This window comes from Brachybacterium sp. Z12 (genome assembly GCF_014400405.1).
Taxonomy (GTDB): Bacteria; Actinomycetota; Actinomycetes; order Actinomycetales; family Dermabacteraceae; genus Brachybacterium.
Genome location: NZ_CP060496.1, coordinates 2,513,435 through 2,536,800, shown reverse-complemented (window position 1 = coordinate 2,536,800; position 23,366 = coordinate 2,513,435). Strand labels below are relative to the sequence as shown.

At 69.8% G+C, this 23,366-nt stretch carries 23 protein-coding genes and 3 pseudogenes; 18 read left to right on the top strand and 8 right to left on the bottom strand.

Annotation, left to right across the window (positions count from 1 at the left end; translation table 11 throughout):
• The first annotated feature begins 144 nt into the window (after positions 1 to 144).
• Together H3H54_RS13355 and H3H54_RS13350 are read left to right on the top strand one after the other, a co-directional pair.
• Positions 145 to 435, top strand: coding sequence for a putative quinol monooxygenase (locus tag H3H54_RS13355; protein ID WP_262424245.1), 291 nt, complete (start codon positions 145 to 147; stop codon positions 433 to 435).
• An 859-nt stretch (positions 436 to 1,294) separates the two neighbouring features.
• Positions 1,295 to 1,666, top strand: coding sequence for a zinc ribbon domain-containing protein YjdM (locus H3H54_RS13350; RefSeq protein WP_262424244.1), 372 nt, complete (start codon positions 1,295 to 1,297; stop codon positions 1,664 to 1,666).
• Here H3H54_RS13350 and H3H54_RS13345 read toward each other — a convergent pair.
• Together H3H54_RS13345 and H3H54_RS13340 are read right to left on the bottom strand one after the other, a co-directional pair.
• Positions 1,635 to 2,465: an SDR family oxidoreductase gene (locus H3H54_RS13345; protein ID WP_262424243.1), complete on the bottom strand. Its 831-nt coding sequence runs from the start codon at positions 2,463 to 2,465 to the stop codon at positions 1,635 to 1,637. The genes H3H54_RS13350 and H3H54_RS13345 overlap by 32 nt on opposite strands.
• Before the next feature lie 85 nt (positions 2,466 to 2,550).
• A complete protein-coding gene (locus H3H54_RS13340; RefSeq protein ID WP_262424242.1) occupies positions 2,551 to 3,384 on the bottom strand; it encodes a sulfurtransferase in 834 nt (277 codons plus the stop codon).
• A 119-nt stretch (positions 3,385 to 3,503) separates the two neighbouring features.
• Between H3H54_RS13340 and H3H54_RS13335 the strand changes: the two genes are divergently transcribed.
• Both H3H54_RS13335 and H3H54_RS13330 read left to right on the top strand, forming a co-directional pair.
• Complete coding sequence (locus H3H54_RS13335; RefSeq protein WP_262426483.1) at positions 3,504 to 3,902, top strand: VOC family protein; 399 nt, start codon at positions 3,504 to 3,506, stop codon at positions 3,900 to 3,902.
• Positions 3,903 to 3,954: 52 nt separating this feature from the next.
• Positions 3,955 to 4,395 (top strand): YtoQ family protein, encoded by a 441-nt coding sequence (locus tag H3H54_RS13330; RefSeq protein ID WP_262424241.1) that lies wholly within the window; start codon positions 3,955 to 3,957, stop codon positions 4,393 to 4,395.
• Positions 4,396 to 4,418: 23 nt separating this feature from the next.
• Here the strand turns inward: H3H54_RS13330 and H3H54_RS13325 are convergent.
• Positions 4,419 to 6,049: pseudogene (locus H3H54_RS13325) on the bottom strand (alkaline phosphatase D family protein).
• A 141-nt stretch (positions 6,050 to 6,190) separates the two neighbouring features.
• Here H3H54_RS13325 and H3H54_RS13320 point away from each other — a divergent pair.
• The 4 genes from H3H54_RS13320 (at position 6,191) to H3H54_RS13305 (ending at position 8,104) form a co-directional block, all read left to right on the top strand.
• Entirely contained in the window at positions 6,191 to 6,562 is a 372-nt protein-coding gene (locus H3H54_RS13320; RefSeq protein WP_262424240.1) for a carboxymuconolactone decarboxylase family protein, read from the top strand.
• A gap of 79 nt (positions 6,563 to 6,641) precedes the next feature.
• Entirely contained in the window at positions 6,642 to 6,926 is a 285-nt protein-coding gene (locus H3H54_RS13315; protein WP_262424239.1) for a hypothetical protein, read from the top strand.
• 115 nt (positions 6,927 to 7,041) lie between these two features.
• The gene (locus H3H54_RS13310) at positions 7,042 to 7,173 is read left to right on the top strand and encodes a hypothetical protein (protein WP_262424238.1); all 132 of its coding nucleotides are present in this window, start codon (positions 7,042 to 7,044) and stop codon (positions 7,171 to 7,173) included.
• Positions 7,174 to 7,303: 130 nt separating this feature from the next.
• Entirely contained in the window at positions 7,304 to 8,104 is an 801-nt protein-coding gene (locus H3H54_RS13305; protein WP_262424237.1) for a phosphatase PAP2 family protein, read from the top strand.
• 20 nt (positions 8,105 to 8,124) lie between these two features.
• On the opposite strand, the gene H3H54_RS13300 is transcribed toward H3H54_RS13305, so the two are convergent.
• Together H3H54_RS13300 and H3H54_RS13295 are read right to left on the bottom strand one after the other, a co-directional pair.
• Positions 8,125 to 8,634 carry a flavin reductase family protein gene (locus tag H3H54_RS13300; RefSeq protein ID WP_262424236.1) on the bottom strand — a complete coding sequence of 170 codons (510 nt, stop codon included), beginning with the start codon at positions 8,632 to 8,634 and terminating at the stop codon, positions 8,125 to 8,127.
• Positions 8,627 to 9,385, bottom strand: a complete 759-nt coding sequence (locus H3H54_RS13295) for a pyrimidine reductase family protein (RefSeq protein ID WP_262424235.1) — start codon at positions 9,383 to 9,385, stop codon at positions 8,627 to 8,629. Before H3H54_RS13295 ends, H3H54_RS13300 begins: the two co-directional genes overlap by 8 nt.
• 92 nt (positions 9,386 to 9,477) lie before the next feature.
• On the opposite strand from H3H54_RS13295, the gene H3H54_RS13290 reads away from it, so the two are divergent.
• Positions 9,478 to 10,242 (top strand): DUF429 domain-containing protein, encoded by a 765-nt coding sequence (locus H3H54_RS13290; protein WP_262424234.1) that lies wholly within the window; start codon positions 9,478 to 9,480, stop codon positions 10,240 to 10,242.
• Between the two features lie 83 nt (positions 10,243 to 10,325).
• On the opposite strand, the gene H3H54_RS13285 is transcribed toward H3H54_RS13290, so the two are convergent.
• Positions 10,326 to 10,925, bottom strand: coding sequence for a 1-acyl-sn-glycerol-3-phosphate acyltransferase (locus H3H54_RS13285; RefSeq protein WP_262424233.1), 600 nt, complete (start codon positions 10,923 to 10,925; stop codon positions 10,326 to 10,328).
• A gap of 71 nt (positions 10,926 to 10,996) precedes the next feature.
• A complete protein-coding gene (gene arfB, locus H3H54_RS13280) occupies positions 10,997 to 11,437 on the bottom strand; it encodes an alternative ribosome rescue aminoacyl-tRNA hydrolase ArfB (RefSeq protein ID WP_262424232.1) in 441 nt (146 codons plus the stop codon).
• A gap of 75 nt (positions 11,438 to 11,512) precedes the next feature.
• Here arfB and H3H54_RS13275 point away from each other — a divergent pair, with 75 nt between their 5' ends.
• The 3 genes from H3H54_RS13275 (at position 11,513) to H3H54_RS13265 (ending at position 13,289) form a co-directional block, all read left to right on the top strand.
• Complete coding sequence (locus tag H3H54_RS13275; protein ID WP_262424231.1) at positions 11,513 to 12,259, top strand: hypothetical protein; 747 nt, start codon at positions 11,513 to 11,515, stop codon at positions 12,257 to 12,259.
• 68 nt (positions 12,260 to 12,327) lie between these two features.
• Positions 12,328 to 12,930: a GrpB family protein gene (locus H3H54_RS13270; protein ID WP_262424230.1), complete on the top strand. Its 603-nt coding sequence runs from the start codon at positions 12,328 to 12,330 to the stop codon at positions 12,928 to 12,930.
• A gap of 32 nt (positions 12,931 to 12,962) precedes the next feature.
• Positions 12,963 to 13,289: a 4a-hydroxytetrahydrobiopterin dehydratase gene (locus H3H54_RS13265; RefSeq protein WP_262424229.1), complete on the top strand. Its 327-nt coding sequence runs from the start codon at positions 12,963 to 12,965 to the stop codon at positions 13,287 to 13,289.
• 33 nt (positions 13,290 to 13,322) lie between these two features.
• Here H3H54_RS13265 and H3H54_RS13260 read toward each other — a convergent pair whose 3' ends face one another.
• Positions 13,323 to 14,552, bottom strand: a complete 1,230-nt coding sequence (locus H3H54_RS13260) for an acyl-CoA dehydrogenase family protein (protein WP_316249033.1) — start codon at positions 14,550 to 14,552, stop codon at positions 13,323 to 13,325.
• 197 nt (positions 14,553 to 14,749) lie between these two features.
• Here H3H54_RS13260 and H3H54_RS19050 point away from each other — a divergent pair.
• The 6 genes and pseudogenes from H3H54_RS19050 to betC all read left to right on the top strand — a co-directional run bounded on the left by H3H54_RS19050 (position 14,750) and on the right by betC (position 23,350).
• Positions 14,750 to 16,410, top strand: a pseudogene (locus H3H54_RS19050) (ABC-F family ATP-binding cassette domain-containing protein).
• A 194-nt stretch (positions 16,411 to 16,604) separates the two neighbouring features.
• The gene (locus tag H3H54_RS13245; RefSeq protein WP_262424228.1) at positions 16,605 to 17,600 is read left to right on the top strand and encodes a TAXI family TRAP transporter solute-binding subunit; all 996 of its coding nucleotides are present in this window, start codon (positions 16,605 to 16,607) and stop codon (positions 17,598 to 17,600) included.
• 1 nt (position 17,601) lies between these two features.
• Positions 17,602 to 19,602 carry a TRAP transporter permease gene (locus H3H54_RS13240; RefSeq protein ID WP_262424227.1) on the top strand — a complete coding sequence of 667 codons (2,001 nt, stop codon included), beginning with the start codon at positions 17,602 to 17,604 and terminating at the stop codon, positions 19,600 to 19,602.
• 73 nt (positions 19,603 to 19,675) lie between these two features.
• Positions 19,676 to 21,151: pseudogene (locus tag H3H54_RS13235) on the top strand (BCCT family transporter); the annotation flags it as partial.
• Positions 21,152 to 21,185: 34 nt separating this feature from the next.
• Positions 21,186 to 21,770: a BCCT family transporter gene (locus H3H54_RS13230; protein ID WP_262426482.1), complete on the top strand. Its 585-nt coding sequence runs from the start codon at positions 21,186 to 21,188 to the stop codon at positions 21,768 to 21,770.
• Positions 21,767 to 23,350: a choline-sulfatase gene (gene betC / locus H3H54_RS13225; protein ID WP_262426481.1), complete on the top strand. Its 1,584-nt coding sequence runs from the start codon at positions 21,767 to 21,769 to the stop codon at positions 23,348 to 23,350. The genes H3H54_RS13230 and betC overlap by 4 nt, the downstream gene beginning before the upstream one ends.
• Positions 23,351 to 23,366 lie beyond the last annotated feature (16 nt).

The window sequence follows — 23,366 nt, the reverse complement described above, 5'->3', positions numbered from 1 at the left end:
GGCATCTGGTGCTGTTGCGTTGGAACGAGGCCGATGCGCCGACCGTGAAGCTCGCGGAAGGAGCCTCTGCCGCAGCTGCACCATCGAAGTCGAGCGGCGGCTCGTCGTCTGGGCCCCGCCGGTGAGTCAAACATTGGAGGTCGCGTGAGTCCCATCAAGCTAGAGGGCCGTCTCATCTGTGGTGACGGCGATGCGGCGGCCGTCGTCCGCGGCCACCTTCATCGGCACGTCGAGCTGACGCGCGCTGAAGCGGGGTGTCTTCGCTTCGACGTCACGCCGACGGATGATCCCCTCGTGTGGGCGGTCTCGGAGAGATTCGTGGATCAGAAAGCGTTCGACGCCCACCAAGCGCGCGTCCGAGCCAGTGAATGGGGCCGGGCAACGTCCCATCGTCGTGGGGACTATGTCGTCGAGACGGTGGCAGACGACGCGTGATGCCGCGGGTCACGGAGCTGCGGCCGCAGCCCCGGCACCGTGCTGCTGGAGGTGCGGAAGCCGTCTGTGCGTCATCGACGGAACTGAGAGCGACGGCTGCACGTATCGGGCAGGGAGGATCTGGCCTCGCCCCTACTAGTCTCAGAGGATGATCCAGAACGTTCACCAGCGATACGTCCATGCGAGCGCTGAATCGGTCGGAGAACTGCTGGACTCCTTGTCGACCAAACAGGACCGACTGTGGCCGCGAGGACAATGGCCGTCGATGAGGCTGGACGGGCCACTGGGCGTCGGTGCGTCTGGTGGGCACGGGCCCGTGCGCTATGCGGTGGACGCATATGAGCCAGGGCGATCCGTGAGGTTTCGATTCACTGGCCCAGCGGGATTTCATGGCCATCACGCATTCACTGTTTCGGAGACCGCGGATGAGTCAATCGTGCTGCTCAGGCACGAGTTGATGATGACTGTCACCGGGCTGTCCAGAGCGACTTGGCCTCTCTTCTTTCGGCCGCTTCACGACGCTCTCATCGAGGAAAGCTTTGACCGCGCGGAGTCCGAGGCAGGCAACCCGCCCGCGGTTCGTGCCAAGCGCTCACTATGGGTGAGGGCGCTTCGGTCCGTGGCGTCGTTACCGAAAACCAGTCCATCCGCGTGATCCCCCGCGTCGCTTCCATGGCGATGCCCTTGGGCTGCGGGAGGTTCAGAAGCCCGTCCAGCCCTGACAGGGGATCGCGGGATCCACACCGGACGCCGCGGAGGGCCTGCTCACCCGCCGCGCGATGAGGGATACTGCCAGGCAGAGGCCACTGCGGCCGAGGCAATCGCCTGAGCTGCTGTCACCGATTGGAGTCCGTGTTCGATGTCTGAGGTCCTGCCCAACTGTCCACAGTGCGGTGAGGCGTACACCTACGAGTCCGGCCTGCTGCTGGCGTGCCCCATGTGTGGTCACGAGTGGGCGGCCGAGGCCGTGGAGGACGCCGACGGGGGCGCGGGCGAGGATGCGCCGCCAGCGATCCGGGACGCCGTTGGCAACGTTCTCGCCGACGGGGACACCGTGACCATCTCCAAGGATCTCAAGGTCAAGGGCGGTGGTGGCGGCGCCATCAAGGTCGGCACCAAGGTGCGCGGGATCCGCCTCATAGACCCCGTCGACGGTCACGATATCGATGCGACGGTGCCGGGCTTCGGCGCCATGAAGCTCAAGTCGAGCGTGGTGAAGAAGGTTCTCTGAGCCGATGATCACGCCCGGGCGCGGAGCTCGCGCAGATCGTCGCGCACGCGCTGCGGCTCCTCATCCAGCGGCATGTCTCGCACGTCCCCGGGGGCGTCGAGGCCGTCGGACGGGTCGGCAGGCAGCGCTGCCAGCAGCGGCTCCAGATCCGCCGTCGCAGGGCCCTGTTCGGCGACGAGCTCGAACGTCCTGCCGGCGGCCCCGGTGAGCTGAGCGCGGCGACGAGGACCTGAGCGATCTGCTCGCGGGAGACAGCGCCGTCGCCCGGATCACCGGCATGGTGGCGGTCGCCCTGGCGGAGCACGAGCCGGTGCTCGTCGGGCCCGTTCTCATCGAACCATCCCGGTCGCACGATCGTGTACGGCTGCCCGCTGAACCGGACCAGGCGCTCCGCGCGGCGCTTCCACTCCGCCAGCTGCAAGGTGTTGTACAGCCCACTCCGCGCAGTGACGCCGACCGCCGACATCAGCACGATCCGCACGTCACGGCCGGCCAGCAGCCAGAGCAGGTCACGCACCCCGGCGTAGCTGACCTGCTCGATCGCCTGCTCAGTGGTCTCCACCCCGTGGGTGAAGATCACCGCATCCGCGCCGTCGACGGCCGCACGCAGCGACTCGGGGCGGGTGACGTCTCCGGTCACGAGCTCAGCGCCCACGGGAACGATGTGCGAGGCGCGCTCCGCATCGCGCACCAGGGCACGGACCCGGTAGCCGTGTGCGAGGGCTGCGGCGACGGTGAGACGCCCGATGCTGCCGGTCGAGCCGACGACGAGGACGGTGGGAGCGGTCGAGCTGGTCATGGAATTCCTTCTGGAGGAGAGGCGGAGGTGATGAGTCCAAGGCTCGGCAGGACGGGTGTATTCCCATTCGTCAACGGGAGCGACGTCAGTCGCCGAGCAGTTCGCTGGTGCCCTGCTGCTCATGGCTGCGGGCACTGCGGCCGCCGTCGTGGAGGGATGCGCGAAGCGGCGCTCTACGACGCGACGTCGTCGGCCCGTGGCGTGAGGTCCGGGGCGAGCGCCTCGCGCTCGTCGAAGACGAAGCACTCCCCGTCGTAGTGGTCCTCGCCGACGTGCTCGAAATAGCCGAGGATTCCCCGTCGAGCTGCAGAGCGTCGACGCCCTCCTCACGCAGGTAGATCGCGGCCTTCTCGCACCGGATCCCGCCGGTGCAGAAGCTCACCACGGTCTTGCCCTCGAGTGCCTCGCGATGAGCGGATGCCGCGTCGGGGAACTGGGTGAACCGTGCGATGCGCCAGTCCAGCGCCCCTTCGAAGGTGCCGTAGTCCACCTCGAACGCGTTGCGCGTATCGAGCAGGACGACCTCGCGGCCGTCGTCATCGTGCCCCTGGTCGAGCCAGCGCTTCAGGGTGCGCGGAGCGACCGCCGGCGCGCGCTCATCGATCGGGCGGATCGTCGGGTGGTCCATGCGGATGATCTCGCGTTTGAGCTTGACGAGCATCTTGCGGAACGGCTGCTCCGCTGACCAGCTCTCCTTGGTGGTCAGAGCGGTGAAGCGCGGGTCCTCTCGCAGTTGGTCGACATATCCGCGCACCGCGCCCGCCTCGCCCGCGAGGAACATGTTGATGCCCTCCTCCGCGAGGAGGATCGTGCCCTTGAGGCCAGCTGCGTTCGCGCGTTCGCGCAGCACGGGGCGCAGCTGTTCACGATCGGTGATCGGAGTGAACACGTAGGCGGAGATGTTGAGGACGGATTCCACGGAGGGAGCCTATCGAAGAGGGGTCGTACGGGCTGCTCGACGGGGCGGGGGCCTGGATCCGCGGCGGCGCGACCTCTATGCTGAATCTATCTTGGCGTCAAGATAAATGGGAGGCGATGATGAGGCTCCACCACATGCAGGTGTCCATGCCCCGCGGCGAAGAGGGCGAGGCGCGGCGCTTCTACGCGGGGGCCCTCGAGCTGCAGGAGGTTCCGAAGCCGCATTCTCTCGCTGGTCGCGGCGGCTGCTGGTTCCGTGCGTACGACGGCGACACCGTCACAGCGGAGATCCATCTCGGGGTCGAGGATCCGTTCCGCCCTGCGGCGAAGGCCCACCCCGGCCTTGTCTGCGACACGCTCGAGGAGCTCGAGGCGACGGCCCAGCGCATCGAGAACGGAGGTTACGAACTCTCCTGGGAGGAGCGCGACACCTTCGAGGGCTACCTGCGGTTCCATGCGCGCGACGGCTTCGGGAACCGGGTCGAGGTGATGACGCTGGACGCCGACCCTTCCCGCTGATTGATGAGATGGTGAGAGCGCAGGCCAGGCCCAGACCATAGGAGATCCAGTCATGAGCTTCACCGTCTACCTCTCCGGCGAGATCCACACCGAGTGGCGCGACGAGATCCAGCGCGGGGCCGAGGCCGCCGGGCTGGACGTGGTCTTCACCGCACCGGTGACCGACCATCCCGCGAGCGACGCCGCCGGCGACCACCTGGGGGAGAACGACAGCCAGTTCTGGCGCGACCACCAGTCCGCAAAGGTCAACGCGATCCGCACCCGCACCCTGATCCAGCAGGCCGACATGGTCGTGGTCCGCTTCGGCGACAAGTACAAGCAGTGGAACGCCGCCTTCGATGCCGGCTACACCGCCGCGCTGGGCAAGCCCTACGTGACCCTCCATGACGCGGACATCATCCACCCGCTCAAGGAGGTCGACGCCGAGGCTCAGGCTTGGTGCACCACCACCGACCAGGTCGTGGAGACCCTGCGGTACGTGCTCAAGGCATGAGCTGCGCCCGGGCCTGAAACCCCTCAGGGCTCCGGCGTCAACGTGCGGGTGTACTGCACATCCCCGTTGGCATCGATGAGCTCGACGGTGAAGGACTCTCCCTGCGGGGCGACCTCGACCCGGCCGAAGAACTGGCCGGTGCCGTCGCGCGGGGAACCCATCGCGGGCCCGGCCTTCTGGAAGTCGACCTCGGGCCCGAAGGTCCCGTCCATCTCGTTGGGACCGAAGGAGCCAGCGTTGATCGGCCCGGCGACGAACTCCCAGAACGGATCGAAGTCGGTGAACGCCGCGCGCTCGGGGAGTAGTGGTGGGCGGCGCAGTAGTGGACGTCGCCGGTCAGGAACACCACGTTGCGGGTGCGCTGGCTCTTGATTCCGGACAGCAGCCGGGCGAGCTCGAGCTCGCGGCCCAGAGGAGCGCCGTCCTCGGCGTTGGAGATCGACTCCTGTCCTTCCCCGTCGGGGACGATGATGCCCAGCGGCAGGTCGGCGAGGATCACCTTCCACGTCGCCTGCGATCTCCGCAGCCCCTTGAGCAGCCACTGCAGCTGCTCCTCGCCGAGGATCGTGGTGGCCTCCTGTTCGAGCCCGTCGGTGTTCTCGCCCTTGTGTGTGCGCATGTCCAGCACGAACACGTCCAGGTCCGGGCCGCGCTCGATGCGGCGGTAGATGCGCTCGGGCTCGAACCCCGTGCCACGGGAGAGGCCGCGCGCGTCGGCGATCGGCTGGTACTCCTGCCAGGCTCGTCGGCCCCGGGCGGCAAGGGTGTTCACATCGCGCACCGTGTACCGGTCGTCCTCGAGCAGCTCCCCGGCCCACCAGTTGTTGGTGGTCTCGTGGTCGTCCCAGGTGGCGATCACGGGCACCTCGGCGTACATCGCGCGGATGTTGTCGTCCATGAGGTTGTAGCGGTGGCGGCCACGGAACTCCTCGAGGGTCTCGGCCACCTTCGTCACCTCCTCAGTGACGAGGTTGCGCCACAGCGCACCGTCGGGCTCCTCGAGCGTCTCGGCGATCGGGCCGTCCGCGTAGATGGTGTCGCCCGCGTGGAGGAAGAAGTCCGGGGCGAGTGAGCGCATCGTCTCGTAGCCGAACATCCCGCCGACGTCGGGGTTGATGCCGTAGCCCTGACCCGCGGTGTCTGCCGTCCACACGAAGGTCTGCGCGCCGTCGGACCGGTGTCCTGGGGCGGTGCGGAACTGCCCCGTGCTGACCTCGCTGCGTCTGCCGTGCTCGTCCTCGAAGAACAGCTCGGTCTCGAAGGCGGTGCCGGCGGGCAGTCCGTCCGCACTGATCCGGGCGGTGAAGTCGGTCTCCGCGGTGGCCCACGGCCCGCGCAGCGTGATCGGGCTGCCGTCGCGGCCATTGCTTCGCCCTCGCCGGTGTCCGCCGCCGGTGAGGCGCTCTCCGTCGGCATCGAGGGCATGGAGGACGGCGTGCAGGCGCCCCTCGCCGGAGGCGCGGGACCACAGCACCGCCGAGCGCGAGGTGACGTCGCCGGTCTGCAGGCCGGAGGGGAGCGTCAGCCGTGAGGTTCCGGTACCGCGGGTTCCCGCCGCGGCCGCGCCGCCCACGGGCAGGGAGGTGGCCAGCGCCGCAGCGGCGGCGCCGCCGCGCAGCAGGGTCCGACGGTTCGGGGAGATGAAGCTGTTCATGCCTCCAGTGAAGACGGTCGTCGTGACAGCCCCGTGGCGAGCAGGTGAACTGCGGCCGGCGCATGCCCTCGACACTCTGGGTGCGAACCCTGACTGTTAGCCTGACCAGGGAAGACACATCCCTTTCTGGAGGAGGACACGGTGGAACTGAGCATGGACAAGGGCAACGAGTTCGTCGAGGAGACCCAGTCTCCCGAGAGCGCCGCAGCCTGGAAGCAGCAGCTGGACGAGTTCGCTCCGGGGGCATCCGACTGGGTGGTCGGCGCGGTGTTCGGCGGCACGTACCAGCGCGAAGGCCTCGAGCTGCGCGATCGTCAGATGCTCAACATGGCCGCACTCGCCGCGATGGGCGGCACCGAGCCGCAGCTCACCGGCCACATCAAGACCGCCGTGGACGTTGCCGGCATGAGCAAGGAGGACGTCGCGGAGTGCTTCGTGCACCTGATGCCATATATCGGGGTGCCGAAGACTCTTGCCGCCATGCGCTGCATGAAAACCGCCTTCGGGGAGTGACCGGGTGTTCCGGCGCGGGAGGCCAGGGGAGTGCGCTGACACCGGGGACTTCTGCACGGAGCCTGACTACGATGGCCGCATGAGCCAAGACCCCGTGGACCGCCCCGCCGACCCGCGTGCTGACCAGCTCCGGCGCGATCAGCAGAAGCGTTCTCAGCGCACTCTCATCGGCTTCGCACTGGTCGAAGGGTTCGTCCTCGCAGCGGCCGTGGTCGCGATCTACGTCCTCGAGCTGATCGATCCCTCGGCGGGCGTGTGGGTCCTCGTGGCGATCGCGCTCCTCAGCGGCGGTCTGCTCGGCACCTACATCATGATCTCGACGCAGCGGAACCAGCGGGAGCTGACGGAGCTCGGCGAGGAATGACCGCCCCCGCGCACCGCCTGATGGCGAACGATCGGTCAGCGGCGCAGCATCGACGTCATCCTGCCGCTACGGTCGACGAACGAGCATCCTTGGCGACGACCATGAGGGGGTCACCATGCTGAACTGGCTCTTGCGGGCACGGCGTGCCCGAGGTGACGTGCAGGCGGCGCGGCGCGGGCCGGAGGCGATGGGCAAGCGCGCGGGACGGCGCGGAGCCCACCGGCTGCTGCGGAGTCTGCTGCGCTGAGACGCCAGATGGTGCCCCGTCGCCCGTGAGGATCGGGCCGTTCCGGGGACCGCATGGAGCTGTGATCCTGTGCGGGGAGCGAGGCCCGGGCGCGACATTGCGGCGGGGCCTCTTCTACGCTCTGACCGCAATGGTCGCCGACTCACAGCCCCCGGCCGACGCTTCGAGCGATCCCCGTCTCGACCGGCGTCCCCTCGGCGACCGCCGACGGAGCCTGCTGGACCGGCTGACCTCCGCCCCGGTCCTCGGCCTCGCGCTGGTGATCATGACCCTCCTGGCGGCCGGTCCCTTCCAGGACCTTGATCTCTTCCTGGCCAAGCGGTGGCTGTATCGTCTCGACCCCTCGCTGATCCCCTTCGCGCAGAACGTGCTGGACCGGGTCTCGAGCCAGATCGTGTGCGTGCCGATCCTCGCGGCGGTCGCGATCGTGCTCGCCCGGCGACGGCGCACCTGGCGGCCGCTCCTCGTCGCGCTCTTGGCCGAGGCGGCCTTCGTCTTCGGCGTCGGTGCGATGAAGGTGCTGATGGCCCGCGGCGTGACCTATGAGCGCGATCCCGGGTTCCTCGAGGCCGGCCTGCTGGAGATGGGCACGAAGGGGATCAGCTTCCCTTCGGGCCATGCTGCCGAATCGGTGCTCATCTATGGCGCCGCGGTCTACCTGATCGCGCACTACAGCGGAGCCTCGCAGCGGCTGGTGAGGATTCTGCGGTGGGTCGTCGTGGCGATCAGCATCAACTCCGTGGCCGTGTCCTTCCTCCTGGGCTGGCACTGGATGACCGATCTGCTCGGCGGGCTTCTCGCCGGCGCGCTGTTCCTGCGCCTGCTGGTGGACTGGGACCAGCGTGCGCGCCGGAGGGCTGCGAGCCCGCAGGCCGACGGCGGAGAAGCCGACGCGGGAGATGGGACTCCGCAGGGCCCCGCCCTCCGCTGACAGCGCAGGCTCCTGCCCGCTCAGGGCCGGATCGCCCGTTCCTCGCTGTCGTGCCCGGCGCGCAGATGCGCGACATGGGACAGCCGCAGCGGCACGAGGCTGCCTGAGGAGTGGGCCGAGACCACCGTCCCGGTCACGACCACGTGATCGCCGCCGTCGTCGAGCATCGTGATCCGTTCCAGGAGCATCCGGTGCGGGCAGCTCTCCAGCAGGGGCACCCCGCCCTCCCCGGCGCGGGTCTCGAGTCCGGAGAACTTCTCGGGATCGTCGCCGGAGAGGGTCCCGAAGCGCTCCGCGAGGTCGAGATCCTCGACGGTGGGGAAGTGGATCGCGAAGTGCGTTGCCCGCAGACCCACCCGGTAGGTGTGGTTCGCCTTGGACAGCCACACGCTGTAGTGCGCAGGGGAGATGCTCGACTGGGAATGGAAACCCACCAGGCATCCGGCCTGCTCGCCCTCGGCCGCAGTGGTGACCACGACCATTGCGGGATCGGCAGCCGCTGTCAGCGCCGTGAACGCTGCCTCACTCACCTGTGCCACCTTCCTGAGACTCGTAGCGGAGGAACAGGGTGCCGTCCTCGACCATCGTGCTCTTGAGCGTGAAATAGCTGAGCCCCGCACCGGGCGGGGTGACGCTGACCGGGAGCGGATCCCCGCCCATCAGCGGGGACAATGACAGGCAGAGCTCATCGAGGCGGTCCGCCGCGACCAGCTCGCCGAGCCAGCGCGGGCCGCCCTCGCACAGCACCACCCGGTGCCCGCGCTCGGCCAGGGCCCGCAGTGCGGTGGCCGGATCGACGCGCTCCTGCCCGGCGATGATCACCGTCGCCACCTCCCGGGCCGCGTCCAGCCGTCGCGGATCCGCCGAGGCACAGGTGATCAGCAGGGTGCGGGCATCCTTGGCGGCGCGGGCGAAGACGCTCGAGGTGAAGTCGAGATCGAGGCTGCGGCTCACCACCGCGACCGGCGGGGTGGGGGACTGCCCGCGAAGTCGGCGCTGCTCCCGCGCCTCATCGGACAGCCGGATCGGCGCGTAGCCCTCCCGCCGCACGGTCTCCGCACCGATCAGCACCACGTCGGCGATCTGGCGCATGCGGCGGAAGAGCGACTGGTCAGGGGCCGTGGACAGCGCCCCGACGCGGCCGTGGATCGCGGCGGTGCCGTCGAGGCCGGCGACCATGTGCCCGGTCACCCAGCATTCGTGGCGGGGGTGGGTTCGATCGACGTCGAGATAGGGCTGGAGGGGGTCAGGGACCTGTGCGCCGCGCGTGAGGAGCTCCATTCGGGCACCCTACGCCCGCCCCTGCGCCGCCCACCGGCCGAGCGTTCGATGCACAGCGCCGGGCGCCTTCCACGGAGCCGTAGCCTGGGGCGATGAGTGCACTGTTCGTCGGCATCGATCTGGCCGCCCAGGCGCGGAGCACCGGCATGGCGGTGCTCCGAGACGACGGAGACCGTGTCGTGGTCGAGCTCGCCATGATCGGCGCGGAGGACGAGGACCTGCTCGAGGTGCTCGACGGAGCGCGGAAGGCCGGGGTCGACGTGCCGCTGGGGTGGCCGCGCAGCTTCGTCGACCTGCTCGCCGCCCATGCCGCAGGCACCCTGCCCGCTCCAGAGTCCACCGGGGGTGCGTGGCGGCGCGGCCTCGCGATGAGGGCCACCGATCTCGTCGTCCACGAGAGCACCGGGCTGACCCCGCTGAGCGTGGCGACTGACAGGATCGCCCATCCTGCGCTGCGCTGGGCGGGGATCGAGGCGCGGCTGCGGGAACAGGGGGTCGACGCCTCGCGGGACGGCTCCGGGCTGATCTGCGAGGTCTACCCGGCTGCGGCCCTGCGCCTGTGGGATCTGCCCTATCGCGGCTACAAGGGGACCAAGAACGCTGCGGCACGCGACGCGTTGCTGACGGCACTGGACCGCGCCCTGCCGTGGCTGGACTGGAATGGGCATCGCGCGCTCTGCGCGGCGCAGGACGATGCTCTCGACGCGGTGCTCGCCGCGCTGCTCGCGAGGGAGGCCCACGCGGGTCGCGCCGTCGCCCCGCCTTCCCGGCTGCGCGAGCTCGCACGCCAGGAGGGCTGGATCTGGCTGCCTCGCTCGGGGACCGTGCCGCATGCCCCTGGGAGCAGCGCCGGCTGAGCAGCGTCAACCGGGCAGACCTGACGGCGCCGACCGGGCTGTGTCCGCGGAACGGTACGGGAGGGGCGGTGGGGCCCGCGGGGTCAGGCTTGCGCGGGGGAGGCGCTGTCTGCGTTCCCGTCCTCTTCGCGCAGGCGCGGCTCGACCCGCTGGGAGGGGTGGTAGCCGGTCTTGTCGGCGTAGAAGGCCCGGATGCGGTCCATGTCCGCGGCGATGTCGCCGGTCAGATCAAGGGTCGGGCCCAGCCCGGTGGTCCTCGTGGTGCGGTCGACGTAGCCCAGCACCACCGGCATACCTGTGGTGCGGGCGATGCGGTAGAAGCCGGATTTCCAGTGGGTGTGCCCGCTGCGGGTCCCGTCGGGCGTGATGACCAGGCCGAAGACCTCGCCCGCTTGCACCCGGGCCACCACCTCGTCGACCACCTTGCTCGGCTCCGTGCGGTCCACCGGGATCCCGCCCAGGGCGCGCATGAGCGGGCCCCGCCAGGAGGTGAACAGGGTGTGCTTCCCGAGCCAGCGCAGCGGTATCCCGAGCCGCCAGGCGATCCCCAGCATGAACGCGAAGTCCCAGTTGGAGGTGTGCGGGGCGCCGAGGATCACGGCCGGTTGCTGCGGGGCGGGCTCGGAGACGAACTTCCAGGGGATGACTGCCCAGAAAGCATGGGCGAGGAGGCGACGGAGCATGGGCTCAACTTAAGCGAGGACAGCGGGACGGCGGGGCTGAACTCGCGGTTCGGGCCCGATCGTCCGCGAGCTCAGTCGCTCCCGGGGCGTCGGCGCGAGCGCTTGAGGTCCGCCCGCTGCCGCTTCGCCTCGAGCCGCCGACGCTTCGACCCCTTGGTCGGTCGTGTCGCCCGCCGCACCACCGGCGGGGCGACGGCCTCTCGCAGTGCAGCCGCCAGGCGTTCCCGCGCGGCCCGCCGGTTCTGCCGTTGGGAGCGCTGCTCGGCTGCGGTGACGGTGAGCACCGTGCCCGCGAGCTTCGTCGAGAGTCGAGAGAGGACCCGCGCCCGCTGGACCTCGTCCAGCGCGCTCGTGGTCGCCAGGTCCAGGCTCAGCTGGACCCGGGAATCCGAGGTGTTGACGCCCTGGCCACCGGGACCTGAGGCATGGGAGAAGCGCTCATCGAGCTCGATGTCCGGGATCCGCAGGCCCCGGGGTGCTCCGGGGCCCGGCGTGACCAGCAGATCGTCCATCCGACCAGTGTGCCGCACCGTGCGGATTCCGTGCTTTTCCGGACGTGCCCGGCCTGCTGGGTGGAGGATGGCCCCATGCCCGCCCTCTCGAGCGCAGCAGCCGCACCGACGCCCCCGACCGGCGCGGACCGCGCACGTCCCCGCCGCGCGGTGACATGGGCGCCGGGCTCCGACACCCTCATCGCCCTGGCCACCCTCCTGGGCTTCTGGGCCTGCTACTGGGCGGGCAGCACGATCCATGTCGCCTTCCTCTACGGCGGCATCCTCGTGCTGGGCACCGTCGTGCCCGCGTACACCGTGCTGCGACATCGGCGCGAGGGACTTGCCGGGCTCGGCATCACGCGCCGGTTCCTGCTCCTGTCGCTCCTGGTCTCCGTGGTGCTCGGCGCAGGCTCCGCCTTCCAGCTGTTCGCGCTCGCCGCCGAGCAGGGCGTGCCGGTGCTGCCGCATTTGCTGGGGAACCTGATGGTGCTGTGGGAGCCGCTGTTCGTCTTCGGATGGCTCTACCTGCGCTGGGAGCGCGCCTTCGGCTGGCTGCCGGCCATCGTCCTCGTCGGTGCCGGGTTCGCGCTCCAGCACGTCGGCAGCGTGCCCCTGCCCGCGGCGCTCGGGTTCGGTGCCTTCGCGCTCGCCTTCGCCGTGGTGTTCGCCCTCGTGCGCAACCTAGTGGTCCTGTGGCCGCTGTTCTATCCGGTCGCGAGCGGGATCGGCACCCTGCAGGCCGGTGTCACCATGGGGTGGGGCGCGGTGGTGGTCGGGGCGGTGCTGCTCGTGGTCCAGCTCGCGATCATTACCCTAATCTGGAGGGCTCGCCGCCTATAGTCGCACCGGCACCCGTGAGCAGCATCGGGGCTGGTGGAACGGTGATCAGGGGAATGGGGAGGGCTGTCATGGGTGTTCCTCTCCGGCGCAGCGAGCACGCCGCGCCGATGGACCCGTCCCTCGCCGCCGCGCTGCGCGATGCCGACCTCGGTGTGCGCCGCGGCCTGGTCGTGCTCGCGGAGTCCTCGCCCCGCTGGGCAGAGGCTTTCGACGGTTTCGCCGCAGCCCTCGCCCCCACCCGCCCGGCCGAGGCGCTCGCGATCGAGCACATCGGCTCCACCGCCGTGCCCGGGCTGCCCGCCAAGGCGATCCTGGACGTGGCCATCGGCCAGCAGCCCGGCTCCGCGCCGGAACCGCTGCACGAGTGGCTGATGCACGCCGGCCACCTCTACCGCGGCGAGGCCGACGGGAACCGCCCCGACCGGATGTACGCCCTCGAGCTGCAGCCCGGGGTGCGCTTGGTCAACGTGCACGTCCTCGACCACGGCTGCGGGCAGTGGCAGCGCTACCTCACCTTCCGTGACCACCTCCGCACACATCCTGCGGAACGGGACGGGTACGGACAGCTGAAACGAGGCCTGGCGCTCGAGCATCCCGAGGACCGGCTCGCCTACGTGCAGGCCAAGACCCAGTTCATCTGCGCACGCGATACCGGGACCTCCGAGGGGTAGCCGCGGGGCGGCCACGGGGGCACCATGGGGCCATGGCAGATCCGAAGCAGACCCTGACCGCCTCCGAGATCTCTGCGGCCGCGCTCGCCGACTGGCGACAGGACGGCGGGACCCTCACCGCACGTTTCGCCACCGCGGACTTCGCCACCGGCCTCGAGCTCGTCAACCGCATCGGCGCCTCCGCCGAGGAGGCGAACCACCACCCCGACCTGACCCTGACCTACCCGCAGGTCACGGTGACCCTCTCGAGCCACGACGTCGGCGGCATCACCAGCCGTGACATCGACCTGGCCCGCACGATCAGCGACCATGCAGCGACGCTGCGGGTGAGCGCCGAGCAGGGCGCCGAGCAGGGCTGAGCCCCGCCCGGCCCGCTCTCCACCGGGCAGCGCTCACGCGCCGACGGGCACCGCCGGGGCGTCGTCGGCTGCCTGCTGAGCAGGGGTCGTGACGGTGCCGATCGCCCACTGGAACCCCGGCGGCGTGCCGTTGACCTCCCAGGCCCCGATCTCGCGGGCCTTGTACACCCACGGGTTGTGGGAGGCGACGGTGCGGGCGTTGCGCCAGTGCCGATCCAACGCCGATGTCTCCCGCACTGCCGACGCGCCGAGGGCATCGAACAGGCGCGTCGCCGCCTCGGGCACGAGGCGCGAGGTGATGATCTGGGCCCGGGCGGAGGCGAGCTCCGCCGCCACCACCGCGGCCTCGGCATCCTCCTCGCCGGCGCTCACGGCCTCATAGGCGGCCTGGACCGCCTCCGCGACCTGGCCCGCCGAGGCCACGGCCGTCGAGGAGACCGCAGCGATCTCCCCGACCACCTGAAGGATCTGCGGATCCTCACGGACCCGATCGGCGTTGCCGTGGCTGTAGGTGCGGGTGCGAGCGGCCACGGCCGAGATGGCGTCGGCCTTGACGGCCTCCGCGATCCCGGCGTGCACCGCGAGCAGCACCAGCTGGTAGACAGCGGTCTGGTACGCGAAACGATCGGCGAAGGGGATGACGTCCCGCGCTTCGAGGCGGGCCTGGTCGTAGACGATCGTGCCCGTGCCGGTCAGCTTCTGCCCGAAGCCGTCCCAGTCATCGCTGCGGCTCACCCCGGGCTGCGCCAGGGGGACCACAGCGATGTGCTGAGTGCCGTCGGCCGCCTCGACCAGGGTGTCGGAGTAGTCGGCGAAGAGGGAACCGGTGGTGTAGAACTTCTGCCCCGTCACCTCGGCGTGCTCGCCGTCGATGTGCAGCCGCGTGCCGAAGGCGCCACGCTCCACAGACCCGATCTCGGACCAGGCGTTGCCGATCACGGCGCCGTCGGCGATCTTCCGCAGCCACCGGTCCCGGAACTCGGTGTGCGGGGTGACCAGGAGGTCCTCGACGAATGCGATGTGGCCGCGCCAGATCTGCGGGAGGTTCGAATCTGCGGCCGCCAGATCGATCAGCAGCGCGGTCAGCTGCGGGATGGAAGCGCCCAGGCCGCCTGCCTCGACAGGCAGGCGCACGAGCCCGAAGCCTGCCTCGGCCAGGGCGCGCACCTCGGGCTCCGGCAGGGAACGGTCCCGCTCACGGGTGAGGGGCGCCTGCGGCGATGGTCTCGAAGAGCGGGGCGAAACGGTCGCGGAGCTCGGCAACGGTGGTCATAGCAGTCCTTTGGTTGTCGCTTACGGAAGGTAGGGGCGACAGTAGGTCGCGGAATTTGCTCGGGCCAGGGCCACGTCGCACACCGTCACGGGCCGACTCCGGGCGTGACAGTGGGCCATGAGACAACGGGCAGCGGGAGGCGCCTGCGGTGGGCGGAGGCTCGTCCTCGCAGTGGGAGAATCCTGGGATGACCGCCACTCTCGTCGCCCACGGCCTGTCCGGTGGGCACGGCCACCGCATCCTGTTCGACGATCTCGACCTCACCGTCGCCCCCGGCGACGTCATCGGCGTGGTGGGTGCCAACGGTGCCGGCAAGTCGACTCTGCTGGGACTGCTCGCTGGGGCTGAGGACCCTCCCGCGGGGACGGTCTCCCTCTCCCCGTCGGACGCCTTCGTGGGCTGGCTCCCGCAGGAGCATGAACGTCGGACCGGCGAGACCGTCGCCGACTACATCGCGCGCCGCACCGGCTGCGCGCAGGCCACCGCCGAGATGGGCGCGGCCGCCGCCGCGCGCGCGGCCACGCGCGCCGCGCGGCGGGCCCGATCCGGACGATGTCTACGCCGCCGCACTGGAGCGCTGGCTCGCGAGCGGCGCCGCCGACCTCGAGGAGCGGATCCCGGCGGTGCTGGCGGACCTCGGCCTCCGCGTCGCAGCACGCGAACTCGAGGGGACCATGATGACGGCCCTGTCCGGTGGGCAGGCCGCCCGGGTGGGGCTGGCCGCGCTGCTGCTGTCCCGCTTCGACCTGGTGCTGCTGGACGAGCCCACCAACGACCTCGACCTCGACGGTCTCGAGCGGCTGGAGCGCTTCGTGCAGGGCCTGCGCGGAGGAGTCGTGCTGGTCAGCCACGACCGCGAGTTCCTCGCCCGCTGCGTCACCGGCGTGCTCGAGCTCGACCTCGCCCAGCACTCCCATCGGCTCTACGGCGGAGGCTACGAGGCCTACCTCGAGGAGCGGGCCACCGTGCGCCGCCACGCCCGGGAGCAGTACGAGGACTTCGCCGCGGCCAAGGCGGACCTCGTCTCCCGGGCCCGCACCCAGCGGGAATGGTCCAGCCAGGGCGTGCGCAACGCGATGCGCAAGTCCCCGGACAATGACAAGATCCGCCGCCGGGCGCAGAGCGAGTCCAGTGAGAAGCAGGCGCGCAAGGTGCGCCAGATGGAGAGCCGGATCGCACGCCTCGACGAGGTCGAGGAGCCGCGCAAGGAGTGGCAGCTGCAGTTCACGATCGGCGGCGCGCCGCGCTCCGGCACCGTGGTCGCGACGCTCTCGGATGCCGTGGTGCGCCAGGGCCGGTTCACGCTCGGCCCGGTCAGCATCCAGGTGAACGCAGGGGAGAGGATCGGCATCACCGGACCGAACGGGGCCGGCAAGTCCACGCTCCTGGGCGCGCTGCTCGGCCGGCGCAGGGTCGACGAGGGCACGGCCGCGCTCGGGGCGAGCGTGCGGATCGGCGAGATCGACCAGGCACGCTCGCTGTTCACCGGGCAGGTGCCGCTCGCCGGCGCCGTCGAGGCCCAGCTGCCCGAGCTGTCCCCGGCCGAGGTGCGCACGCTGCTGGCGAAGTTCGGACTAGGGCCGATCACGTCGCTCGCGCCGCAGCAGAACTGTCACCGGGGAGCGCACCCGGGCCGCCCTCGCGCTGCTGCAGGCCCGCGGGGTGAACCTGCTGGTCCTGGACGAGCCGACGAACCATCTCGATCTGCCAGCGATCGAGCAGCTCGAGCAGGCGCTCGAGACCTACGACGGCACCCTGCTGCTGGTCACCCACGACCGGCGGATGCTCGAGACGGTCCCCACCGACCGCCGCTGGCACGTCGAGGCAGGGCAGGTCCGCGAGCTCTGAGCCCGTCACCGGGCGAGCGGCGCCCAGCCTCGACCGTTATCGCACTGTTGTGCTCCAGATGTCCACATCGCGGTGAGGAACCGGCACCGGTGTGCTGTGATGGGGGCACCCATCTCTCGGACCCGTCGGCATCGGCGCCCACGGCCTGTTCCGGAGCATCCGACCGCGCACGATCGCACTGCTGAGGAGCACACATGAACATTCGACGACGGACATTCGCGACGCTGGGCCCGCTGGCGGCCCTGGGCCTGCTGGCCGCTTGCGGCGATGACAGCGGCGGTGGAGGCGGCGAGGGCGGGGGCGAGGGCGACTTCGTCACCGACCTCACCTTCGGCACCGGTGGCACCGGCGGTGTGTACTACCCGCTGGGCGGCGAGTACGCGGCCATCTACGAGGGCAACATCGATGGCGTCACCGTCACCTACACCGACTCCGGTGCCTCGGTGGAGAACATCGGCAAGATCTTCCAGCAGGAGTGGCAGCTCGGCATCGTCCAGTCCGACACCGCGGCCTCCGCGGTGGCCGGCTCCGGCGAGTTCGAGGGCGCCCAGGTCGACAACCTCGGCTGGATCGCAGGTCTCTACCCCGAGGCCGCGCACATCGTCACCCTCGCCGGGAGCGGCATCGAGAGCCCAGCCGACCTCGCCGGCAAGCGCATCGCCGTGGGCGACGTCGGCTCGGGCACCCGTGCGGTCTCCGACGCCATCCTCGCCGCCTACGACATCGCCGAGGGCGATTACGAGCCCTTCGAACAGGACTTCTCCAGCTCGCTGGACCTGCTGCGCGACAACAACATCGACGCCTCGGTGTTCGTGGTCGGCACCCCCACCGGCGCCCTGGGAGATCTCGCCGCGACCAATGAGGTCGCCCTGGTCTCGCTCGATCAGGACAAGGCCGAGCAGGTCGCCGGGGAGAGCCTCTTCGACGTCTACACGATCGAGCCCGATTCCTATGAATTCCTCGAGGAGCCGGTGATCACGCTGTCGGTCGCCGCGGCGCTGGTCGCGTCGACCACTCAGGTCAGCCCGGACCTCGCGTACGAGATCACCAAAGCGACGTTCGAGCACTCCGACCAGATCACCCTGGCGCAGGGCGCGCTGATCGGCCACGACTTCGCGCTCTCGGGCCAGGGCGATGTGCCGCTGCACCCGGGCGCCGAGAAGTACTACCAGGAAGAGGGACTCCTCTGAGATGAGCACCAAGGACCACGAGGACACTCCAGGGGCCTCAGCACTCGGGGTCGACGAGGAGACGCAGCTCGAGGCCGAGGCTCAGGCCGCGGAGGTGCTGCGCGAACACGACACGGCCAGCCGGTATCGCACGAAGCTCGGCCTGTGGGCACGGGTGGTGGGCGGCCTGTCGGTCGCCCTCACCCTGTTTCACCTCTACACCGGCATCTTCGGATCGCGCCCATCCCTGATCCAGGGCGCGATCCATCTCGGCGCGGCGGCATCGCTCATCTTCCTGCTCTATCCCGCGGGGAAGCGGATCGAGCGCCGCGGCGGGAAGATCGGGATCCCCTGGTGGGATGCCGTGCTCGCGGTGGTCGCCCTCGCGGTGAACCTCTACATCGTGGTCCGGTACTCGCATCTGACCAGCAACCTCGTTCAGATCCTGGGCTTCGACACGATCGACTACGTCGTCGCGACGCTCGGCATCCTGCTCACCCTCGAGGCGACCCGGCGCTGCGTGGGGCTGCCGATCGTGGTGATCGCCATGCTCGCGATCGGCTACTCGACGCTGATCGTCGGCCAGTCCTGGCAGAACTACGCGGTGGGCACCTACTTCACGTCCCGGGCCGGGATCTTCGGCACCCCGATCCAGGTGTCCTCGACCTTCATCTTCCTGTTCCTGCTGTTCGCGGTGGTGCTGATTCGCACCAACATCGGCACGCTCTTCAATGACCTCGCGTTCCGGCTCACCGGCCGTTTCACCGGTGGTCCCGCCAAGGCCGCCGTCGCGGCGTCGGGCCTGCAGGGCATGATCTCCGGCTCCTCGGTGGCGAACACCGTGGCCTCGGGCTCCTTCACGATCCCGCTGATGAAGAAGGCCGGGTTCCGGCCCCACTTCGCGGGCGCCACCGAGGCCACCGCCTCCACCGGCGGGCAGATCATGCCCCCGATCATGGGCGCTGCCGCGTTCATCATGGCCGAGTACACGGGTATCCCGTACAACGAGATCATCATCATCGCGATCATCCCCGCGGTGCTCTACTTCTTGGGCGTGTTCCTCTCGGTGCACTTCGAGGCGAAGCGGATGCGGGTCGCGGGCATCCCCTCCTCGCAGCTGCCCAGCTGGAAGAGCCTGCTGATGCGACTGGACCTGCTGCTGCCGCTGGTGGTCATCGTGTCCATGATGCTCTCGGGCTTCTCGCCCGCCCGCGCCGCGCTGTGGGGCATCGCGGTCGCCTTCGCGCTCAGCCTGCTGCGCAAGTCCACCCGGCTCTCGCCGCTCGGCATCATCCAGACCCTCGAGGCCGGCGCGCGCACCGCCCTCCCCGTCATCGCGGCCTGTGCGACGGCGGGCATCGTGGCGGGCACCGTCACCGGCACGGGCCTGGGCGGGCGCCTCGGCAACGCCGTCATCGACATCGCCCAGGGCAACTTCCTGCTGGTGCTGCTGATGACGATGATCGTCTGCCTGATCCTGGGCATGGGCTTGCCGACCACCGCGAACTACGTGGTCACCGCGACCGTCGCGGCACCGATCCTGATCAACAACTTCGACGTCCCGGTCATCGCGGCGCACATGTTCGTGTTCTTCTTCGGCATCCTTGCGGACGTCACCCCGCCGGTCTGCCTGGCCGCCTACGCCGGTTCCGGCATCGCCGGCTCCAACCCGATGAAGACGGGCGTGACCGCGCTGCGGCTTGCGATCGCCGGCTTCCTCATCCCGTTCGTGTTCGTCCTCGAGCCGGCGCTGCTGCTCGAGGGGCCCGTGGGCGATCTGATCCCGGCGCTGGTCACCGTGATCTTGGGTATGGTCGCCATAGCGAGCGGCCTGGCCGGGTACCTCTTCGGCGACGCGACCAGGCTCGAACGCGCCGTGCTGATCGTCGGCGGTGTGCTGATGGTCTACCCCTCGATCATCATCTCGATCGTCGGCATAGCGCTCGCGCTGCTCGTCGTCGCTCTGCAGCTCGCACGCCGCAGCCGCGACCGGAGCGACGAGGGCAATATGGCAGCTGCCTGAGACCGCCACCGCCCGAGGACCGGCGCCGCTCGAGGACATTTCCACCTCCCCACCCGAACGGAGTCACGCCGTGATGAGTCAGGACGATCCCACCAGCCCCAGGCAGAGGGGTGGGAAGAGCGGATCCCGCGGTCGTCCGCCCGGGAACCCGTTGGCGAGCATCGACTATTCGCGGCCGCAGTACCCCCATGACATTCATCCGGCCCTGGTGCCGGGGATCGGCATCGACGAGCAGCGCCGCCGCTACAGCGTCGACAAGTTCGTGTTCGGCGTCGCCGGAGCGCTCGCCGTCGCCTTCGTGATCTGGGGCATCCTCAACCCGGCGAGCGTCGGCGAGGTCGCGGACGTCGCCTACGCCTGGGTCATGACCAACCTCGGCTGGCTCTTCAACGCTGTCGCGACGGTGGTGCTGGTCACCCTGCTGATCCTGGCCTTCTCCCGGTACGGGAAGATCCCGCTGGGCAAGGACGGGGAGACCCCGGAGTTCTCCACCTTCTCCTGGGTGGCGATGCTGTTCGCCGCCGGTCTGGGCATCGGGGTGATGTTCTGGGGCCCCTCGGAGCCGCTGACGTACTTCCTCACCCCGCCGCCGATGACGAACGAGGCGGAGTCCGTCGAGGCCATGCACGGCGCACTCGCGCAGACCTACTACCACTGGGGCTTCCACGCCTGGGCGATGTACGCCCTGGTGGGCGGCGCCGTGGCCTACGCGGCCTACCGACGCGGGCGCACCCTGCTGATGTCCTCGATCTTCGAGCGCCTCTTCGGCAAGAAGCACTCCGAGGGCTGGGCGGGCCAGCTGGTGGACGTCTTCGCGATCATCGCGACCCTGTTCGGTACCGCCGCCGCGCTCGGCATCGCCGTGCTGCAGATCGGCGAGGGCTTCGTGATCGTCTCCGGCGCCTCGGAGCTGACCAACACCATGATGATCGTGATCATCGCGGTGCTCTCGATCGGCTTCGTGATCTCGGCGGTCTCCGGTGTCTCCCGCGGCATCCGCTATCTCTCGAACATCAACATTGTGCTCACGATCGGCTTCGCCGGTGCGCTGTTCATCCTGGGCCCCACCCTGTTCCTGCTGAACCTGCTGCCTTCGGCTGTCATGGAGTACCTCAGCTCGCTGCTCGAGTTCATGGGGCGCTCGGCCTCCTGGGGCCAGGACACCCTCGACTTCCAGTCCGCGTGGACCGTGTACTACTGGGCCTGGTGGATCTCGTGGTCGCCCTTCGTGGGCGTCTTCATCGCCCGGATCTCCCGCGGCCGGACCATCCGCCAGTTCGTGCTCGGAGTCATCCTCATCCCCTCCTCGCTGCTGTTCCTGGCCTACGGGATCATGGGCGGCACCGCGATCTCGATGTATCGCGACGGCTCCCTGGGCGAGATGGACTCGGTGAACCCGGCCCAGGTGCTGTTCTCGATGGTGGAGAGCCTGCCCTTCGCCGAGTTCCTGCCGATCCTGATCATGTTCATCCTGGCGATCTTCTTCGTCACCGCTGCGGACTCCGCCTCCGTGGTGATGGGCATCCTCACCACCGGGCAGCCAGAGCCCGCCGAAGCTGATCGTGGTCTTCTGGGGCCTGGTGATGGGCGGCATCGCCGTGGTGATGCTGCTGCTAGGCGGGGAGACCGCGCTGCAGGGGCTGCAGTCGCTGGTGATCATCACCGCTGTGCCCTTCGCCGTGGTGATGCTGCTGATCATCGTCGCCTGGCTGCGGGAGCTGCGCAGCGACCCCTCACGCTGCGCCAGCAGTACGCCGAGGCTGCGATCGACAACGCCGTCGTGGACGGCGTGGACCGGTTCGACGACGACTTCAGCCTGCAGGTGGTCCGCACCGAACCGGGCGAGGGTGCCGGCGCCGTGGTCGACTCGACCGACGGCGAGTTCACCGACTGGTACCAGCGCACCGACGAGGACGGAGAACCCGTCGGGTACGACTTCGGGACCGGAGAGTGGGCTGACGGCTGGAACCCCGAGACGGGAGAGATCGAGGCTGTCTCCGTCTCGCTCGACGATGCGGATCTCGCCGGCCAGGCCGACGGGGCCGAGGGCCCCGACGGTGCAGGAGAGGCCCCGAACCCACCGCCACTCGCTGAGCGCACCGCGCCCGGCCCCGCCGAGCCCCACGAGCCACCACCCCGCGACCCGAAGGGAGCGACACTCTCCATGAGACCCAACATCGTCATCATCCAAGCCGATCAGATGGCCGCCCAGGCGCTGGGCGCCTACGGCGACGCAGCCGCCCGCACGCCCCACATGGACGCCCTGGCGGCCGAGGGCGCCGTGTTCGACCGGGCGTACTGCACCACCCCGCTGTGCGCCCCGTCCCGCGCCTCGATGATGACGGGGCGGATGCCCTCGGACATCGACACCTTCGACAACGGCGACGACTTCGCCGCCTCCCTGCCGACCTTCGCCCATCATCTGCGCGCCGCCGGGTACCACACCGCCCTCATCGGACGCATGCACTTCATCGGCCCCGATCAGCACCACGGCTTCGAGCAGCGGCTCACCACCGACGTGTACCCGGCGGACATGGACATGGTCCCGGACTGGCGACGCGAGCTGGGCGACCGCATGCAGTGGTACCACGACGCCGACGCCGTCTACTCAGCTGGGGTCTCCCAGGCGACGGTCCAGCAGGACTTCGACGACGAGGTGTCCTTCAAGAGCCTGCGCCACCTCCACGACAGGGTGCGGGCGAACCAGGCGCAGGGGGAGGACATCCCCTTCCTCATGGTCACCAGCTTCATCCATCCCCACGATCCGTACGAGCCGCCGCAGGAGCACTGGGACCGCTTCGCGGACGTCGACATCCCCGCCCCCGCACATCCCGAGGTGCCGGACCCCGCGCAGGATCCCCACAGCCACCGGTTGCGGGCGATGAGCGGCTTCGATCAGCGTGACCCGAGCGCCGAAGAGGTGCGCCGGGCCCGGCGCTCCTACTACGCCGCGGTGAGCTACATCGATGACCAGGTGGGTCGGATCATGGAGCGCCTGGAGACCCTCGGCCTCGCTGAGAACACCGTCGTCCTGATCACCAGCGACCACGGCGACATGCTGGGCGAGAAGGGGCTGTGGTTCAAGATGTCGCCCTATGAGCAGTCCGCGCGGGTGCCGCTCATCCTCCGCGGTCCGGAGGAGCTCGTCCCGCGTGGACGGTTCGCGAACCCGGTCTCCCTGCTGGATCTGCTGCCCACCCTGGTCGAGCTCTCGGGCACGCAGGATCTTCCCTCGGAGGAGGGCGGCGGGCTCGCCGCGTCGACGCCGGCCACCCGCGGCGGCCGCTCCCTGCTCGAGTCGGCTCGACGCGAGCAGGCCGGGCAGGAGGGGCCGGAGGATCGTGACGTCCTCATCGAGTACCTTGCCGAGGGCACACAGCGACCCCAGGTGACGCTGGTGCGCGGCCGGTACAAGCTGGTGCTCTGCCCCGGCGATCCGGATCAGCTCTTCGACCTGGGCACCGACCCTCAGGAGTTGCGCAACGTAGCAGCCGATCCCGAGCATGCGGAGCGCCTCCAGCACATGCGGGCCACGCTCGAGGCGCGGTATGACCTCGCGAGCCTCGAGCAGGAGGTCCTGCGCAGCCAGTCTCGGCGCCGGCTGGTCGCCGCGGCGCTCGAGCGCGGGGTGCGCCGCCCCTGGGACCTCGTGACGGACCCCGAGCAGCGCTACGTGCGCGGCGACTTCTGGGGTGCGGTGAAGTACGGCCAGATCCGCCTCGCAGGCACCGGCCCGGCGGCGGACTGAGGCACCGGCGCGCGGG